Here is a 15,801-nt window from a genome sequence, read left to right as displayed (position 1 = left end):
GGAATGGCGGGGAACCACGGACAGCATCCGGCGTTCGTCCAGGTCCACGTCGGTGCAGCTCAGGGGCTATCCGGAGCCTCAGTCTTCCAAACTGGTGCTCATGGCCTCAGCATTGATCGGATGCGGTTCGCTGATGAGATTGGGGAGCGGTGGCCAAGAGACAAACCTTGGTTGAGAGCCCGGGGTACACGCTGCTGGTGATAGTCGTATGGGTCTGGACTGCTGCAAGCAGCGGGAGCTCAATCTATGTTCGGGTCCCGGCCGCAGTCTTCGCAGTCTTCTGGAGCGCTCTGTTGATTGGCGACCTGATCAGGCGCCGTCGGAAGCGTGCCTCGCGCGCACCTGACATCGAAGTCTGACATCAACGACGCCGGACTGGAGCGCATCACCCCGGCTACAGGCAGGCCAGAATTCCTCACCAAACGTGGGTTCCCGCAGGTCGCTCCAGCTCCGGCCCGAACTCCTCAAAGCGGGTGGCGTCGTGCAAGTTGAGAACCGCCGCGGGGCCGTCCCTGGGCCGTCCGACGGTAGCCAGCGACGACAGATAATGACAGTCGTCGACGCCCTTTCCCCTGCTCAGGGGCGATGCTCCGAACACCGGCGCAGGTGCTCATCCCCGAACGTCAGTTGAGGAAGTCCAGAGGTTCGGCGGAGGATGGCGGGCATGACCTCCTCGCGACCCCCGCTCAACCGCGCCCTCGCGGAGTTCGGCACCACCATCTTCGCCGAGATGTCGGCCCTCGCCGCCCGCACCGGCGCGATCAACCTCGGCCAGGGATTCCCCGACACCGACGGGCCCGAGGAGGTCCGCGAGGCCGCCGTCCGGGCACTGCGCGACGGCCGCGGCAACCAGTACCCGCCCGGCCCCGGCGTGCCCGAGCTGCGGCAGGCCGTCGCCGCCCACCAGGCGCGCTTCCACGGCCTGGGCTACGACCCGGACACCGAGGTACTGGTCACCGCCGGCGCCACCGAGGGCATCGCCGCCGCCATGCTCGGCCTGCTGGAGCCGGGCGACGAGGTGATCGCCTTCGAGCCCTTCTACGACTCGTACGCCGCCTGCATCGCCATGGCCGGGGCCGTCCGCGTCCCCCTCACCCTGCGCGCCCCCGGCTTCCGCCCCGACCTCGACGCGCTGCGTGCCGCGATCACCCCCCGCACCCGGCTGCTGCTGCTCAACAGCCCGCACAACCCGACCGGCACGGTGCTCAGCCGCGAGGAACTGACCGCGATCGCGGAACTCGTCGTCGAGCACGACCTGCTGGTCGTCACCGACGAGGTCTACGAGCACCTGACCTACGACGCCGAGCACATCCCGCTCGCCGCCCTCGCCGACCGCTTCCCGGAGCTGCGCGAGCGCGTCGTCACCATCTCCAGTGCCGGCAAGACCTTCTCCTTCACCGGCTGGAAGGTCGGCTGGGTCACCGCCGCCCCGCCCCTGGTCAGCGCGGTCCGCGCGGCCAAGCAGTACCTCACGTACGTGGCCTCCGGCCCGTTCCAGTACGCCGTCGCCGAGGCCCTCGCCCTGCCCGACGCCTACTTCCGGGACTTCCGCGACGGCCTGCGGCGCAAGCGCGACCTGCTCGCCGACGGCCTGCGCGCCGCCGGATTCGAGGTCCACCAGCCGCAGGGCACGTACTTCATCACCACCGACATCACGCCCTTCGGCGAGAAGGACGCCCTCGCCTTCTGCCGGGCCCTCCCCGAACGCTGCGGCGTCGTCGCCGTCCCCAACTCCGTCTTCTACGACGACCCCGACGCCGGCCGCAGCCAGGTCCGCTTCGCCTTCTGCAAACGCGACGACGTCCTCACCGACGCGGCCGCCCGCCTCCGCAAGGCGTTCGCCGGCTGACCCGCGCGTGCCGACCGGCATGCCCGAATGACGGCAGCCCGGCCCCGCCACGGCCGCCGGAGGCGGTCGGGAGGGGCCGGGCTGCCGTTCTGCCACGGGACGCCGGCCGGCGTGCGCCCCGCGGGGCCGCTGCGTCAGTCGTGGGCGGCGCCGTCGCCGTCGTCACCCTCGCCGTCGGCGGAGTCGGCGTCCTTCTCCAGTCCCAGAGCCTCGAGGATCCACTTCTCGAACTCGATGGACGCGCGCACCCAGCTGACGGTGCTGGAGACGAAGTGCTCCAGGCCGACGCCGAGACCGATCAGCATCTGGGCCTCGCCGATCAGGCGGACCGTGCCGTCGTCGTGGGTGTGCGTGTAGACCTTCGGCCACAGGGTGCGGCGGTTCCAGTCGTCGAGCGCCTCGTGCAGCTGGGGCTTGTCCTCAATGCTGTACGGGCGGTCGTAGAAGGTGCGGACCGCGAAGATCTGTTGGTCCTCCTCCCCGCGGAACATGAAGTAGGTGCGGAACTCCTCCCACGGCGCGGCGAGGTCGCCTTCCTCGTCGACGACGTACTTGAGCTCCATCTGCTCCAGCAGCTGCTTGACCAGATCCTGGTCAGGAATGACCACGTTCCCGGCAGGGCCGGGCTGGGGGTCCGGCTGGCCCCCGAAATTCGGAATCGAGGACGGGTCGATGCTCACCTTGGAGTTCCCTTCGTACGGATAACCCCATCCTCCCTCACGGCGGGCCGCGCTGTGCAAGCGCGGCCCGTCTGTCCGGCGACGCGTCGCCGGACTCAGAGGGTCTTGCCGGTGGCCGTCCCCACCAGCAGCTGGTCACCGACCCGGTCGACCCGCACGGTGTCGCCGTCCCTGAGCTCGCCGGCCAGGATCTCGCGGGCCAGCTGGTCGCCGATGGCGGTCTGCACCAGGCGGCGCAGCGGGCGGGCGCCGTACGCCGGGTCGTTGCCCTCCTCGGCCAGCCAGTCCAGCGCCTCGTCGGTGATGTCGAGGCCGATCCGGCGGTCGCGCAGCCGCAGGGCCAGGCGGTCGGTCTGCAGCCGGGCGATGCGGCGCAGCTCCTCCTTGCCGAGAGCGGTGAAGACGACGATGTCGTCCAGCCGGTTCAGGAACTCCGGCTTGAAGGACGCGCGGACCGTCTCCAGGACGCTCTCCTTCTTCTCGTCGTCCCCCAGCACCGGGTCGACCAGGTACTGGCTGCCCAGGTTGGAGGTGAGGACGAGGATGGTGTTGCGGAAGTCGACGGTGCGGCCCTGGCCGTCGGTGAGCCTGCCGTCGTCGAGCACCTGGAGCAGGACGTCGAAGACCTCGGGATGCGCCTTCTCCACCTCGTCCAGCAGCACCACCGTGTACGGGCGGCGGCGCACGGCCTCGGTCAGCTGGCCGCCCTCCTCGTAGCCGACGTAGCCGGGAGGCGCGCCGACCAGGCGGGCGACGGAGTGCTTCTCGCCGTACTCGCTCATGTCGATGCGGACCATGGCCCGCTCGTCGTCGAAGAGGAAGTCAGCGAGCGCCTTGGCCAGCTCGGTCTTGCCGACGCCGGTCGGGCCGAGGAAGAGGAAGGAGCCGGTGGGGCGGTCCGGGTCGGCGATGCCGGAGCGCGAGCGGCGCACGGCGTCGGAGACCGAGCGCACGGCCTCGGTCTGGCCGATCAGCCGCTTGCCGAGCTCGTCCTCCATGCGCAGCAGCTTCTGGGTCTCGCCCTCCAGCAGGCGGCCCGCCGGGATGCCGGTCCAGGCGGCGACCACATCGGCGACGTCGTCGGGGCCGACCTCCTCCTTGACCATGGTGCCGCGCTTGGCCACCTCTTCCGCTTCGGTGGCCTCGGCGAGCTCCGCCTCCAGCTTCGGCTTCTCGCCGTACATCAGCTTGGACGCGGCCTCGAAGTCGCCGTCGCGCTGGGCGCGCTCGATGCGGGTGGTCAGGTCGTCCAGGCGCTCCTTGAGCTCACCGACCCGGTTCAGGCCCTCCTTCTCCTTCTCCCAGCGGGCGGTCAGGCCGCGCAACTCCTCGTCCTTGTCGGCGAGGTCCTTGCGCAGCTTCTCCAGCCGCTGCTTGGAGGCGGGGTCGGTCTCCTTCTCCAGCGCCATCTCCTCCATGCGGAGCCGGTCGACGGAGCGCTGCAGTTCGTCGATCTCGACGGGGGAGGAGTCGATCTCCATGCGCAGCCGCGAGGCGGCCTCGTCCACCAGGTCGATGGCCTTGTCGGGCAGGAAGCGCGCGGTGATGTAGCGGTCGGACAGGGTGGCGGAGGCGACCAGGGCGGCGTCGGCGATCTGCACCTTGTGGTGCGCCTCGTAGCGGCCCTTGAGCCCACGCAGGATCGCGATGGTGTCCTCGACGCTGGGCTCGGCGACCAGCACCTGCTGGAAGCGGCGCTCCAGGGCGGGGTCCTTCTCGATGCGCTCGCGGTACTCGTCCAGCGTGGTCGCGCCGACCATCCGCAGCTCGCCGCGGGCCAGCATCGGCTTGAGCATGTTGCCCGCGTCCATGGCGGAGTCGCCGCCCGCGCCGGCGCCGACGACGGTGTGCAGCTCGTCGATGAAGGTGACGATCCGGCCGTCGCTGGCCTTGATCTCCGCCAGCACCGCCTTCAGCCGCTCCTCGAACTCGCCGCGGTACTTCGCGCCGGCGACCATGGCGCCGAGGTCCAGGGCGACCAGGCGCTTGTTGCGCAGGCTCTCGGGCACGTCGCCCTTGACGATGCGCTGGGCCAGGCCCTCGACGACCGCCGTCTTGCCGACGCCGGGCTCGCCGATGAGGACCGGGTTGTTCTTCGTGCGCCGCGACAGCACCTGCACCACACGCCGGATCTCGTTGTCCCGGCCGATGACCGGGTCGAGCTTGCCCTCGCGGGCCGCGGCGGTGAAATCGGTGCCGTACTTCTCGAGCGCCTTGTACGTGCCCTCGGGATCGGGTGTCGTCACGCGCTGACCTCCCCTGATCTGCTCGAACGCGTCCTGCAGCTTCTTGCCTGTCGCACCGTACTGCGCCAGGAGCTCGCCGGCGGCCCCGCCCTTGAGGGCGATGCCGATCAGCAGATGCTCGGTGGACACATACGCGTCCCCGAGTTCCTTCGCGCGCGTGGTGGCGTCCGCGATCACGGCGAGCAGATCGCGGCTCGCCTGCGGGGGCGCCACGGTGCTGCCCTGCACGCTGGGCAGTCCGCCCAGCAGCCGCTCGGCCCCGGACCGGACCGCGGCGACATCGGCCCCGGTCGCCGCGAGCACGTCCAGCACGCTGTCGTTCTCCGGCTGCTCCAGAAGCGCGAGCAGCAGGTGCGCGGGGGTCAGGTCCGCGTGTCCCGCCGACACCGCCTTGGTGTTGGCGGCGCCCACGGCCTCCCGGCTCTTGTTGGTCAGCTCGGCATCCACGTCCGCGTACTCCTCCTTCTGAAGCCCCTTCGAAGCTGCCTTGTTCAGCGTGAGACAAGTTGAGTCTATTCCACTCAAGTCTATGAATGCCAGCGCCGGAGGCCGAAATGCCTGGGCATCTCCCGTTATCTCTGCCAAGATCCTCCACCGGGAGGGGATCATTGACATGTCCATACGCCACTTAGCGGCCTTCACCGCCGCTGCCGCGCTCGCGACGGCCACCACCGCGGCCGCCGTTCCGGCACACGCCGCCACCACCACCGTCACCTGCGGTGCCCATACGTGGAAGGCGTCCTACTACGCCAACACGACCTTCAAGGGCACCCCCAGGAAGACCGTCTGCGACACGAAGATCGCCGAGAACTACGGCACGGGCGACCCCGCCGGGGTCACGCTGCCCAAGGACAACTTCGGCGTCCGCTGGACCCTGACGAGGAACTTCGGGTCCGGCGGCCCGTTCGGTTTCAGCGCCGCCGCGCAGGACGGCATCCGCGTCTATCTCGACGGCAAGCTCGACATCAACCTCTGGAAGGACGTGACCAAAACCCAGCGGAAGACGGTCAACCTCACGGTCCCCAGGGGCACGCACACCGTCCGCGTCGACTTCGCCGCCTTCAGGGGGAAGGCCGACGTCGCGTTCGCCTACGCGCCCCGCACCTCGGCCTCCGTCGACAAGGTCGCGCCGCTGGCGCCGGCCGGCCTGCACGTCACGTACTCCGGCAGCACGGGCGGGGCCGGCCTGACCTGGTCCAGGAACGTCGAGATGGACCTGGCCGGCTACCGCGTCTACCGCCGGTTCCCGACCGCGACCACCTGGACCCGGATCAGCGGCGCCGGCCCGGTGACCTCGACCGGATTCACCGACACCCCGCCGGCCACCGGCGCGAAGTACGTCTACGTGGTCACCGCCGTCGACAGGGCGGGCCGCGCCTCCGGCGTCTCCGCCCCCGTCACGGTCACCAGCATCGACCGGAAGGCCCCGGCCGCGCCGACCGGGGTCCGGGCGACGTACTCCGAGTCCACCGGCGCCGTGAAGGTGACCTGGGCCGCCGGCAAGGAGGGCGACCTGCGCTCCTACCGCGTGTACCGCCGCACCGGCGCCGACGGCGCCTGGGTCCGGCTCGCCCCGGACAGCACCCCGTCCACCGAGCTGTTCCTGAACGACCAGCTGCCCGGCGGCACGGCCGGGACGTACTCCTACGCGGTCACCGCGGTCGACGCCTCCGGCAACCAGTCCGCCAGGTCGCAGGCACCCTCGGTCACCCTGACCGAGACCTCCGGCCCGCCGGCCGCCGTCACCGGCCTCACCGGCACGGCCGAGAAGTACGGCGTCGAACTCGACTGGGACGCCGGCACGGCGGCCGACCTCGACCACTACGAGGTCTCCACCGGCTCCTGGGAGATCAACGCCTACACCGGCGAGCCGTACTTCGAGAAGGACACCACGGCCGTGGTCGCCGCCGGCACCACGCACTACCGCCTGGTCAAGGCGCTCGGCAGCCGGCCCGTGAGCTTCCTGGTCGTGGCCGTCGACACCGCGGGCAACGCGACGGTGGACACCGTGGCCGCCACCTTGGACGTCACGCCGATCGACATGGTGGACACCCCGTACCCGGCGCCGGGCACCCTCGCGGTGAGGCTGGACAGCGTTTCGGAGACGGGCGCGGGCGGGGTGCTCCTGGACTGGTACTGCTCGAACGCTTCCGTGTGCGACCGGATCACCGGCTACAACGTGTACGACTTCGACTACACCACCCGCGCCTTCGTCAAGCTCGACGCCGCACCCCTGCCCACCGTGCCGTCGAGCTGGACCGACACCACGCCGGCCCGGGGCACGACCCACGTCTACCAGGTGACCGCCGTCCTCGACGACGGGACGGAGTCCTTCCCGTCGTGGGGCTCCATCGCCCTGGCGCCGGCCGGGTGACATCCTTCCCGGTATGACGCTCGACCCACGCGACCCCGATCCCGGCTACCTCGCCTTCTGGCGGGAGTACCTGATGAGCACGCTCACCACCCACCGGCCCGACGGCACTCCGCACGTCGTGCCGGTGGGGGTGACGTACGACCCGGAGGCGGGGCTGGCACGGGTGATCACCAACAAGGCGAGCCGCAAGGTCGCCCACGTGCTGGCCGCCGGGTCCGGGGGCGCCCGGGTCGCGGTCTGCCAGGTGGACAAGGGGCGGTGGGCGACGCTGGAGGGCGTGGCCCGGGTCAACACCGATCCGGAGGCGGTGGCGGACGCCGTGCGCCGGTACGCCGAGCGGTACGGCCGCACCCCCGCCCCCAACCCGGACCGGGTCGTCGTGGAGATCACGCTGACCCGTGCCATGGGCCGCGCCTGACCCTCCGACCCCGTCAATCCCATCCCCTGAACACCCCTGCATGCTGCATGATTGACGCTCCGGCAGATTCGGGCGGCACGAGTTACGGGGAGGTGCCCGGGGGTGGCACGGGTTGTGGGAATCGATCTCGGAACGACGTACTCCGCTGTGGCGGTGGCCGACCGGACCGGCACCGCGTCCATCGTCCGCAATCGCGAGGGGGAGAACATCACCCCGTCCGTGGTGATGTTCCAGGGCGACACGGTCGTCGTCGGCTCGCAGGCCAAGCGGTCCGCGGCGACCGCCCCCGACCACGTCGTGCAGTTCGTCAAGCGCTACATGGGCGAGCCCCACCCCGTCTACACCTCCGAGTCCGGCACGCACTTCCGCCCCGAGGAGATCTCGGCGCTGATCCTCAAGCGGCTCAAGGAGGACGCCGAGATGATGCTCGGCGAGCCGGTGGAGCGCGCCGTGATCACCGTCCCCGCGTACTTCGACGACGCCCGCCGCAAGGCGACCCAGGACGCGGGCCGGATCGCCGGCCTGGAGGTGCTGCGGATCGTCAACGAGCCGACCGCCGCCGCCCTGGCCTACGGCGTCGACCAGGACGACGACGAGCGCGTCGGCACCGTGCTCGTCTACGACCTGGGCGGCGGCACCTTCGACGTGACCGTGATGAGGGTCGAGGACGGCGACTACGAGGTCGTCGCGACCGACGGCGACCGCAACCTCGGCGGCTTCGACTGGGACGGGGTGCTGATGGAGCACCTCAACGGAGCCTTCATGGCGGCCGGCGGCCCCGACCTCACCGACGACAGCGCTACCCTCGCCGAGCTGCGGGACAAGGCGGAGATCGCCAAGCGCACGCTGTCCAACGCCCCGCAGGCCGTGGTCGTGCTCTCGGCGGGCGGGCGCCACGAGCAGATCCGCATCACCCAGGCCCGGTTCGAGGAGCTGACCGCCGAACTCCTGGACCGCACCCGCATCCTCACCGAGGGCGTCCTGGAGGAGTCCGGCCTGACCTGGGGTGACATCGACAAGGTGCTGCTCGTCGGCGGCTCCACGCGGATGCCCCAGGTCCCGGCGCTCGTCGAGCGGCTGTCCGGGAAGAGCGCGGAACGCGGCGTCAACCAGGACGAGGTGGTGGCGCTCGGCGCCGCGCTGATCGCCCTGGACGCCGAGGTGCGCGCCGAACAGGCCGCGGAACGCAAGAAGTACATCGGCAGCGGCGCCCACGTGGAGTCCGCCCCCGGCGACGGCCTGGCCCGGCTGACCAAGGGCAGGGTCAGGTCCATCAAGGACGTCACCTCGCAGTCGCTGGGCATGGTCGCGGTGCACGACGACGCCCCCGGCTCCCCCGAGTACAACGCGGTGATCATCACGCACAACACCACCGTCCCGGCCAAGGAGAGCGACACCTTCTACACGATCCGGGAGCGCCAGACCGCGCTGCGGGTGCAGGTCACCGAAGGCGAGGGCGAGGACCTGGACTACGTGAAGGTGGTCGGGGAGAGCACCCTCAAGATCCCGCCGTACCCCAAGGGCGCGCCCTTCGAGGTCTTCTACTCCTACGACGTCGACGGCATCATCCACGTCGAGGTCAAGGACCTGACCTCCGGGGAGTGGCTGGGCGAGTTCGAGGTCGAGCGCCCCGACAACCTCGGCACCGGGCAACTGGAAGAACTCAGCGACCGGGTGGCCCGTACCGCCGCCCTCTGACCGGAGCCGGAGGCGCCGCGCCATGACCGCGACCGATGTCCCCGACTACTACGCCGAGTTCGGGATCAGCACCAGCGCCACACCGCAGGAGATCGGCAAACACCTCGACCGCGAGCACCGCACCTGGGCGGGCAAGGCCAGCAAGGCCCCCTCCGCCGAGAAGCGCCGCGAGGCCGAGGACAAGGTGCGGCGTGTCCTGGACGCCCGCAAGGCGCTCACCGACCCCGCCGCCCGCGCCCTGTACGACCAGCGGCTCGCCCGGGCCAAGAAGGGCGGGCCGCGGCAGCCGCCCCGGCCGGAACCGGTGCAGCCCACCCTCGGCGGCACCGTCCGCGACTGGGTCGGCACCGCCCAGCAGCTCATCACCGAGGGCGACCTACAGGCCGCCGCCTACGAGCTGCGCCAGGCCGTGCACCACGACGACCGCAACGCCTTCGCCTGGCGGCTGCTCGGCGCCGTCCACACCGACCTCGGCGAGTACCGGGACGCCCTCCAGGAGCACCGGCGCGCCCTGGAACTGGAGCCCGCCGACGCCGGCACGCACTACCTGGTCGGCACCGTCCACACCGCCCTCGGCGACCACGGCACCGCGCTGAGCTGGTACCTGAAGGCCGCCACCCTCGCCCCCGGCGACCTGGGGACCGAGATCGCCATCGGCGACGGGCTGTACGCCGCCTCGCGCTTCGACGAGGCCCTGAGCTGGTACGAGACGGCCCTGAGTCATTCCCCCGGGCACGCCGGGCTGCGCAACCAGATCGCCCGCATCTGGTCGCTGCGCGCGGAGGGCGCCATGGTCACCCACCCGTACACCCGCCGGCTGGTCGTCGCGGCCGCGGAGACCGCGCAGCGGGTGCTGCACTGCGTCGACCAGGGACTGGCCGTCCGCCCCGGCGACCCGGAACTGACGGGACGGCTGGAGTTCTACGGCGCGCTCGCGCGCGACGCCCTGCGCAAGACCTGGAACTGGCGCGGCGGCATGCTCCTGGTCGTCCTCGCCGGTGTGGCGCTGGCGTTCGCCGTCGGCGACGGCAAGGCCGGTCTCTACAGCCTGCTGGTGCTGGCCGTCACCGCCGCGCTCGTCGCCTGGCTCGGCTACCGGCCCCGCTGGTTCCACACCCGCAAGTCCCTTCCCCGGCACGCCCGGGACCCGCAGCGACAGCAGCAGCCCTGGAGCACCGCATGAGCACTCCGCCGTCCGTACCCCCGGTCCCGCCCACGCCGCCCACGCCTCCCGCACCGCCCGCGCCGCCGGGACTTCCGATGCCGCCGGAGGCCGTCGCCGCCGAGCCGGTGCCGGTGCCCGCGCAGGCGTCGGCACCGGTGCCGGCGCCCTCCCCCGATCCGTTCGCGATCGTCGCCGACGCCGTGGACGGGCTCAGGGAGGAAATGGCCGCGCTCGGCGACCAGTTCCGGCGCAGGCTGCTCAACGACCGCGAGGGCCGGCGCGGCCTGGACGAACTGCGCGCCGAACTGGACCACACCCGCAAGGCCGCCGAGGGCCGCCTGATGCAGCCGCTGCTGTACGACCTCGTGCTGCTCCTGGACCGCATCGACCGCCACCCCGGCATCGACGGCGGTTTCGCGGACTCGGTCGGCGCCGAACTCCTCACCGTCCTGGAGAAGTACGGCATGACCCGCATCCCGGTCGCCGCGGGCCGCTTCGACCCCGGCCACCAGGAGGCCGTCGGCACCGTCCCCGCCCCCCGGCCCGAACTCGCGGGCGACGTCGCGGAAGTGGTCCGGCACGGCTACCGCGTCGGCGACCGCGTCGTGCGTCCCCAGCAGGTCCGCGTCCACGCGGCCCCCTGACCCCCAGGAGTCCCGCATGCCCAGGACCTTGCAGCTGCGCACGTACACCATCAGGCCTGACGCGCTCGACGCCTGGCTCGCGCTGTGGCACACCGAGATCGTCCCGCTGCGCCGGGCGCACGGCTTCGAGATCGGCCAGGCCTGGGTGGACCGGCAGCGCAGCCAGTTCGTCTGGCTGATCGGCTACGCGGGCGAGGACGGCTTCGAGGCCGCCAACGCCCGCTACTGGAACAGCCCCGAGCGCGAGCGGATGCCCCTGCAGCCGGAGGACTACCTCGTGCGCAGCGAGGTCCGCGACGTCGAACCGGCCTGAGCCGCGCCCCACACCGCCACGGCCGCCCACAGCGGCAGCCACGCGGCCGCGAGCAGCGCCCCCGCGCCGAGCGCCGCACCCGCCACGGTCACCTCCCGGCGCCGGGCCCACACGGAGCCGACACCGCCGACCGCGAGCAGCGCCACCACGACCGGGACCGGCACCAGGTCCGCGTAGCGCGGCACCTCCTCCACCCCGTACGCCGCCACCCCGAGGCTCACCAGGACCAGCGCCAGAACGCCCATGACCCACCAGGGCCCCTCACGGTCCGAGGCCAGTCGCAACGCGGCCCACAGGCCCACCGTCGCCATGGCCACGTCCAGCCCCTCGGAGCTCCACGCCAGCGCGTGCGGCACCGCCGCGGCCAGCATCCCGAAGGCGAGACCCGTCACCACTCCTGTCCACACCGCTCCACGTGACATGTCCCGCGTCTTCCCCGTCCCGCCCCCCACAGGCCTCCCCCGCCCGCCCCGCCACCCCTTCGGCGTCACGCCTCGGGCGCCGCGCGCGGGGTTCGGAAAGCGGGGCGGGCAGGGCGTCGCAGGACACGGCATGATCACGGGCATGCACAACCCCTGGGCACAAGGGGTCGGGAGTGTCAGGATTTTGCTCCTCAGGGAGGGATCTTTGACCACGCACATACGGACGACCGCCACCGCGCTCGTCCTCGCCACGGCGGCCGCGGGCCTCGCGACACTGCCCGCGAGCACCGCCCACGCCGCCACCACCTGTTCCACCGGGGTGTGGGTGGCGTCCTACTACGCCAACACCACGTTCAAGGGCAGCCCCAAGAAGACCGCCTGCGATGCCTCGATCAACGAGAACTACGGCACCGGCCACCCCGCCGGCATCGCACTCCCCAACGACAACTTCGGCGTCCGGTGGAGCCTCACCCGCGACTTCGGCTCCGGCGGGCCGTTCACCTTCACCGCCGCGGCCCGCGACGGCATCCGCGTCTACCTGGACTCCAGCCTCAAGATCAACCTCTGGAAGGACGTGAGCACCACACAGAACAAGACCCTCAACCTCACCGTCCCCAAGGGCCGCCACACCCTGCGCGTCGACTTCGCCGCTTTCAAGAGCGCCGCGAACGTCAAGTTCACCTACGCGCCGCGCACGTCGGCGTCGGTGGACAAGACCGGGCCGCTGACGCCGACCGGGCTGAAGGCCCCGGCCACCGGGCACGCGTTCACGCTCGCGTGGACCAAGGGCGCGGAGATGGACCTCGCGGGGTACCGCGTCTACCGCCGCACCGGCTCGGGCAGCTGGGTCCGGATCAGCGGCGCGCCGGCGGTGACCTCGACGTCCTACCGGGACCTGCCGGCGTCCACCGGCGCCAAGTACTCCTACGCGGTCGCGGCCGTCGACAAGGCGGGCAACGCCTCGGCGCTGTCGGCCGCGGTCACGGTCACCTCGATCGACGAGCAGGCCCCGGCCACACCGACCGGCCTGAAGGTGGCGGCCACCGCCGACGGCAGGGGCTACGCGCTGACCTGGAACGCGATCGCGGACGCGGTGAAGTACCAGGTGTACCGGGCGACGTCGGCGACCGGCCCGTGGACCGCGCTCGGCACCCCGTCGGGCGCCTCGTACACGGACACCACGGCCGCCTCCAGGACGACGTACCTGTACGCCGTGCACGCCGTCGACGCCGCCGGCAACCTGTCGGGCAGGTCCGCCGCCGCCGGCACGGCCCCGCTGGTGATCCGGCCGGTCGCGCCCCATGACGTGGCGGCGACGCCCCTCGTGAACCTGCTCGGCGTCAAGCTGACGTGGAGCCTCCCGGCGGCCCAGGACGTCGGGACGTACACGGTGTACCGCTCGACCACCTCGCCGGTGAACCCGGCCACCGCGACCCGCGTCACCTGCACGATCGATCACGAGGGCAACCTCGGCGCCGACCCGGCCCGGTACAGCTGCACCGACAGCAGCATGTCCTTGCGACGCGGCGTGACCTACCACTACGCCGTGACCCAGAGCGCCGACGGCCTCACTTCGGCACCCTCGAACGAGGTCACCTTCACCGTGCCCGGCGACGAGGTCCCCCCGGCCCTGGTCTCCGGACTGACCGCCGAACCGACGGAGTACGGGGTGCGCCTGCACTGGGACCCCAACACCGAGCCGGACCTTGCCCGTTACACGGTCTACAGCGGTGAGCTGTACGAGGACGACGGGCAGTGGACCTGCTTCGGCCATGCGGTCGAGTGGCTGGGCCCGGACGCCACCGGGTACCTCGCCGAGCGGCTGCCCGACGGCGAGCGGGGCTGCTACTTCGTCGACGCCGAGGACACCTGGGGCAACTCCATGTTCCTGTGGGAACAGGAGGCCTCCGTGGTGGAGTTCACCGAACTCGACCTGACGCCCTCCGTCGCGACCCCGGAGGACTCGCCCGTGCGGCTGACCGCCGAGGACGTGCTCAGCGGCGTGCGACTGGGCTGGGACGGGGTTTCCGGCGCCGCTGGTTACCGCGTCTACCGCTGGGACCGTGCCGCCGGCCGGTACGAGAGCCTGACGCCGGATCCGGTGACGGGCACGGCCTGGACAGACACCACCGCGCCCCGCGGCACCACCCACTACTACTGGGTGACCGCCGTGGACGCGGACGGCACGGAGTCCGCGCCGGGCGGGGCCTCCGTGATCCTGGCCCCGTAGCACCACCGCAGCACAGTACGTAGGCGGGTCTTGCGATTATCGCAAGGCCCGCCTACGCTGTTTTCATGGACCCGCATGTCATCGAACGCGTACGCACCGTGATGGACGCGGCCGCGATGACCAAGGCCGCCTTCGCCCGGACGGTCGGGCTCACGCCCGACAAGCTGTCGAAGTCGCTCAGCGGGGTGCGCCGCTTCACCTCGCTCGACCTGGCGCTCATCGCCGAGGCCGGCGGCACCACGGTGGACTGGCTGCTGACCGGCAACGAACCGCTGCGCCCCGCCCTCGCGGCCCGGACGCGCAGCGACAGCGCCCCCGACCCGGTCGGCACACAGGAGGTCACGGCGCGCTTCGCGGCCGCCTATGAGGTGCTGGAACTCCTCGACCGGACAGCGGAGTTGCCTGCCGTCCCCGAGCCGGACCCCGCGCTGGAGCGGTACGCGGCGCAGGGCGAGCGGCTGGCGGAGCAGGCGCGGGAACGGCTGCCGGCGGCGGAGCTGGAGACCGACGAGCTGATCGCCGCGGTCGAGGAGCACTTCGGGGTCGACGTGGCCATCACGGGCCTTCCCCAGGCTGTGGACGGGCTCGCGTGGCAGACCGACACCTTCCGCCTCGTGCTCGTCGCGCCCACCGGCCTGTGGACACGGCAGCGCTTCACCCTGGCCCACGAGCTCTGCCACATCCTCGCCAAGGACGCCCGCAGCGTCGTCGTGGAGTCCCACGTCGCCCCCGGCCGGCAGAAGGACCTGGCCGAGGTGCGGGCCAATGTCTTCGCCTCGCATCTGCTGATGCCCGCCCGGGCGCTGACGGATGCCGCCGCGGCGGAGGGGGAGCTCACGGACACCGCCTTCGAGCGGCTGGTCGTCCGCTTCCGGGTGTCGCCGAGCGCGCTCGCCGCACGGCTGCACCAACTGGGCCTGATCGACGCCGTACGCCGCAAGCACCTGCGCGGCCTGACCACCGAGTCCTGCCACCTGCTGGCGGGCGCCGGTGACGAGTACCAGCGGCAGGCGGCGCGGGCCTCGGCGGAACGCTTTCCGCCGCGCCTGGCCTCGGAGTTGTACAAGGCCTACCGGGCGGGCGAGACGACGCTGCGCCCGCTGGCCGCGCTGCTGGACACCGACGTGGAGCGGCTGCACGACCTGCTGGCCCCCGAATCCGCACCCGGCAACGGCGCCGATCAACAGGACGCCGAAGAAGGGGACCTGGTCTTCCAGCCATGACCGCCTGGTGGTTCCCGGACAACACCGTCCTGTGCAACTTCGCCGCCGTGGACCGGATGCTGCTGCTGGAGAAGGTGCTGGACGGCCGCGGTCGCTGGACCCAGGCCGTCGCCTACGAGGCGGCCCGCTCCGCGCGGTTCCTCCCGCGCCTGGCGGGGCTGGCCGAGGCCGGCTGGCTGGGCGAGCCGGTGGAGATCACCGAGAGGGACGAGCTCCGGGAGGTCGACCGGCTGCGCCGCGCGGTCTTCGGCGGCCCGGCGAACGCGCCGACCCGGCATCTCGGGGAGGCCGAGACCTGCGTACTGATCACGCGGCGGCGGGAGTTCCGCGGCTCCGTCTGGATCACCGACGACCGCTCCGCCCGCAACTTCACGCGCCGGCGCGGGATCACCACGAAGGAGACCTTCGACCTGATGCGGGACGCGTGCGCCGAGGGGCTCGTGCCCGCGGCCGAGGGCCATCGGCTGCTGCACGCCATGATCGCCTCGGGCCGGCACCTGCACCATGTGTCGCAGGGGCCCGCCGACCTGCTGGCGTAG

The 15,801-nt window shown here is 71.7% G+C and carries 13 protein-coding genes; 10 read left to right on the top strand and 3 right to left on the bottom strand.

Translation table 11 applies throughout. From position 1 onward, the window contains the following. Positions 1 to 655: 655 nt before the first annotated feature. On the top strand, positions 656 to 1,849 hold the full coding sequence (locus PV364_RS14005; RefSeq protein ID WP_319660241.1) for a pyridoxal phosphate-dependent aminotransferase: 1,194 nt from the start codon (positions 656 to 658) through the stop codon (positions 1,847 to 1,849). Positions 1,850 to 1,983: 134 nt separating this feature from the next. On the opposite strand, the gene PV364_RS14000 is transcribed toward PV364_RS14005, so the two are convergent. Together PV364_RS14000 and clpB are read right to left on the bottom strand one after the other, a co-directional pair. Beyond that, the gene (locus PV364_RS14000) at positions 1,984 to 2,529 is read right to left on the bottom strand and encodes a YbjN domain-containing protein (RefSeq protein WP_319660240.1); all 546 of its coding nucleotides are present in this window, start codon (positions 2,527 to 2,529) and stop codon (positions 1,984 to 1,986) included. Between the two features lie 95 nt (positions 2,530 to 2,624). Continuing rightward, entirely contained in the window at positions 2,625 to 5,222 is a 2,598-nt protein-coding gene (gene clpB, locus PV364_RS13995; RefSeq protein WP_319660239.1) for an ATP-dependent chaperone ClpB, read from the bottom strand. A gap of 166 nt (positions 5,223 to 5,388) precedes the next feature. Here clpB and PV364_RS13990 point away from each other — a divergent pair, with 166 nt between their 5' ends. From PV364_RS13990 to PV364_RS13965, 6 genes are all read left to right on the top strand, one after another. Next, positions 5,389 to 7,149, top strand: coding sequence for a PA14 domain-containing protein (locus tag PV364_RS13990; protein WP_319660238.1), 1,761 nt, complete (start codon positions 5,389 to 5,391; stop codon positions 7,147 to 7,149). 13 nt (positions 7,150 to 7,162) lie between these two features. Then, positions 7,163 to 7,567, top strand: a complete 405-nt coding sequence (locus PV364_RS13985; protein WP_319660237.1) for a pyridoxamine 5'-phosphate oxidase family protein — start codon at positions 7,163 to 7,165, stop codon at positions 7,565 to 7,567. Positions 7,568 to 7,669: 102 nt separating this feature from the next. After that, the gene (locus PV364_RS13980; RefSeq protein ID WP_319660236.1) at positions 7,670 to 9,265 is read left to right on the top strand and encodes an Hsp70 family protein; all 1,596 of its coding nucleotides are present in this window, start codon (positions 7,670 to 7,672) and stop codon (positions 9,263 to 9,265) included. Between the two features lie 22 nt (positions 9,266 to 9,287). Next, a complete protein-coding gene (locus PV364_RS13975) occupies positions 9,288 to 10,448 on the top strand; it encodes a hypothetical protein (protein ID WP_319660235.1) in 1,161 nt (386 codons plus the stop codon). Further along, entirely contained in the window at positions 10,445 to 11,074 is a 630-nt protein-coding gene (gene grpE, locus PV364_RS13970; RefSeq protein ID WP_319660234.1) for a nucleotide exchange factor GrpE, read from the top strand. Before PV364_RS13975 ends, grpE begins: the two co-directional genes overlap by 4 nt. Positions 11,075 to 11,090: 16 nt before the next feature. Then, positions 11,091 to 11,387, top strand: coding sequence for an NIPSNAP family protein (locus PV364_RS13965; RefSeq protein ID WP_319660233.1), 297 nt, complete (start codon positions 11,091 to 11,093; stop codon positions 11,385 to 11,387). On the opposite strand, the gene PV364_RS13960 is transcribed toward PV364_RS13965, so the two are convergent. Further along, positions 11,345 to 11,809, bottom strand: a complete 465-nt coding sequence (locus PV364_RS13960; RefSeq protein WP_319660232.1) for a hypothetical protein — start codon at positions 11,807 to 11,809, stop codon at positions 11,345 to 11,347. The genes PV364_RS13965 and PV364_RS13960 overlap by 43 nt on opposite strands. 205 nt (positions 11,810 to 12,014) lie before the next feature. Between PV364_RS13960 and PV364_RS13955 the strand changes: the two genes are divergently transcribed. From PV364_RS13955 to PV364_RS13945, 3 genes are all read left to right on the top strand, one after another. Beyond that, positions 12,015 to 14,039, top strand: a complete 2,025-nt coding sequence (locus tag PV364_RS13955; RefSeq protein WP_319660231.1) for a PA14 domain-containing protein — start codon at positions 12,015 to 12,017, stop codon at positions 14,037 to 14,039. 65 nt (positions 14,040 to 14,104) lie between these two features. After that, positions 14,105 to 15,262, top strand: coding sequence for an ImmA/IrrE family metallo-endopeptidase (locus PV364_RS13950; RefSeq protein ID WP_319660230.1), 1,158 nt, complete (start codon positions 14,105 to 14,107; stop codon positions 15,260 to 15,262). Beyond that, positions 15,259 to 15,801 carry a hypothetical protein gene (locus PV364_RS13945; RefSeq protein WP_319660229.1) on the top strand — a complete coding sequence of 181 codons (543 nt, stop codon included), beginning with the start codon at positions 15,259 to 15,261 and terminating at the stop codon, positions 15,799 to 15,801. Before PV364_RS13950 ends, PV364_RS13945 begins: the two co-directional genes overlap by 4 nt.

The sequence above is a fragment of the Streptomyces sp. MI02-7b genome (genome assembly GCF_033793585.1).
Lineage (GTDB): Bacteria > Actinomycetota > Actinomycetes > Streptomycetales > Streptomycetaceae > Actinacidiphila.
The sequence above is the reverse complement of the archived record's forward strand: the minus strand, read 5'-3'. Positions and strand labels throughout refer to the sequence as shown.

Coding starts and splice junctions, on each gene's coding strand:
- PV364_RS14005 (WP_319660241.1), top strand. CDS start 656: ATGGCGGGCATGACCTCCTCGCGACCCCCGCTCAACCGCGCCCTCGCG.
- PV364_RS13990 (WP_319660238.1), top strand. CDS start 5,389: ATGTCCATACGCCACTTAGCGGCCTTCACCGCCGCTGCCGCGCTCGCG.
- PV364_RS13985 (WP_319660237.1), top strand. CDS start 7,163: ATGACGCTCGACCCACGCGACCCCGATCCCGGCTACCTCGCCTTCTGG.
- PV364_RS13975 (WP_319660235.1), top strand. CDS start 9,288: ATGACCGCGACCGATGTCCCCGACTACTACGCCGAGTTCGGGATCAGC.
- grpE (WP_319660234.1), top strand. CDS start 10,445: ATGAGCACTCCGCCGTCCGTACCCCCGGTCCCGCCCACGCCGCCCACG.
- PV364_RS13965 (WP_319660233.1), top strand. CDS start 11,091: ATGCCCAGGACCTTGCAGCTGCGCACGTACACCATCAGGCCTGACGCG.
- PV364_RS13960 (WP_319660232.1), bottom strand. CDS start 11,809: ATGTCACGTGGAGCGGTGTGGACAGGAGTGGTGACGGGTCTCGCCTTC.
- PV364_RS13950 (WP_319660230.1), top strand. CDS start 14,105: ATGGACCCGCATGTCATCGAACGCGTACGCACCGTGATGGACGCGGCC.
- PV364_RS13945 (WP_319660229.1), top strand. CDS start 15,259: ATGACCGCCTGGTGGTTCCCGGACAACACCGTCCTGTGCAACTTCGCC.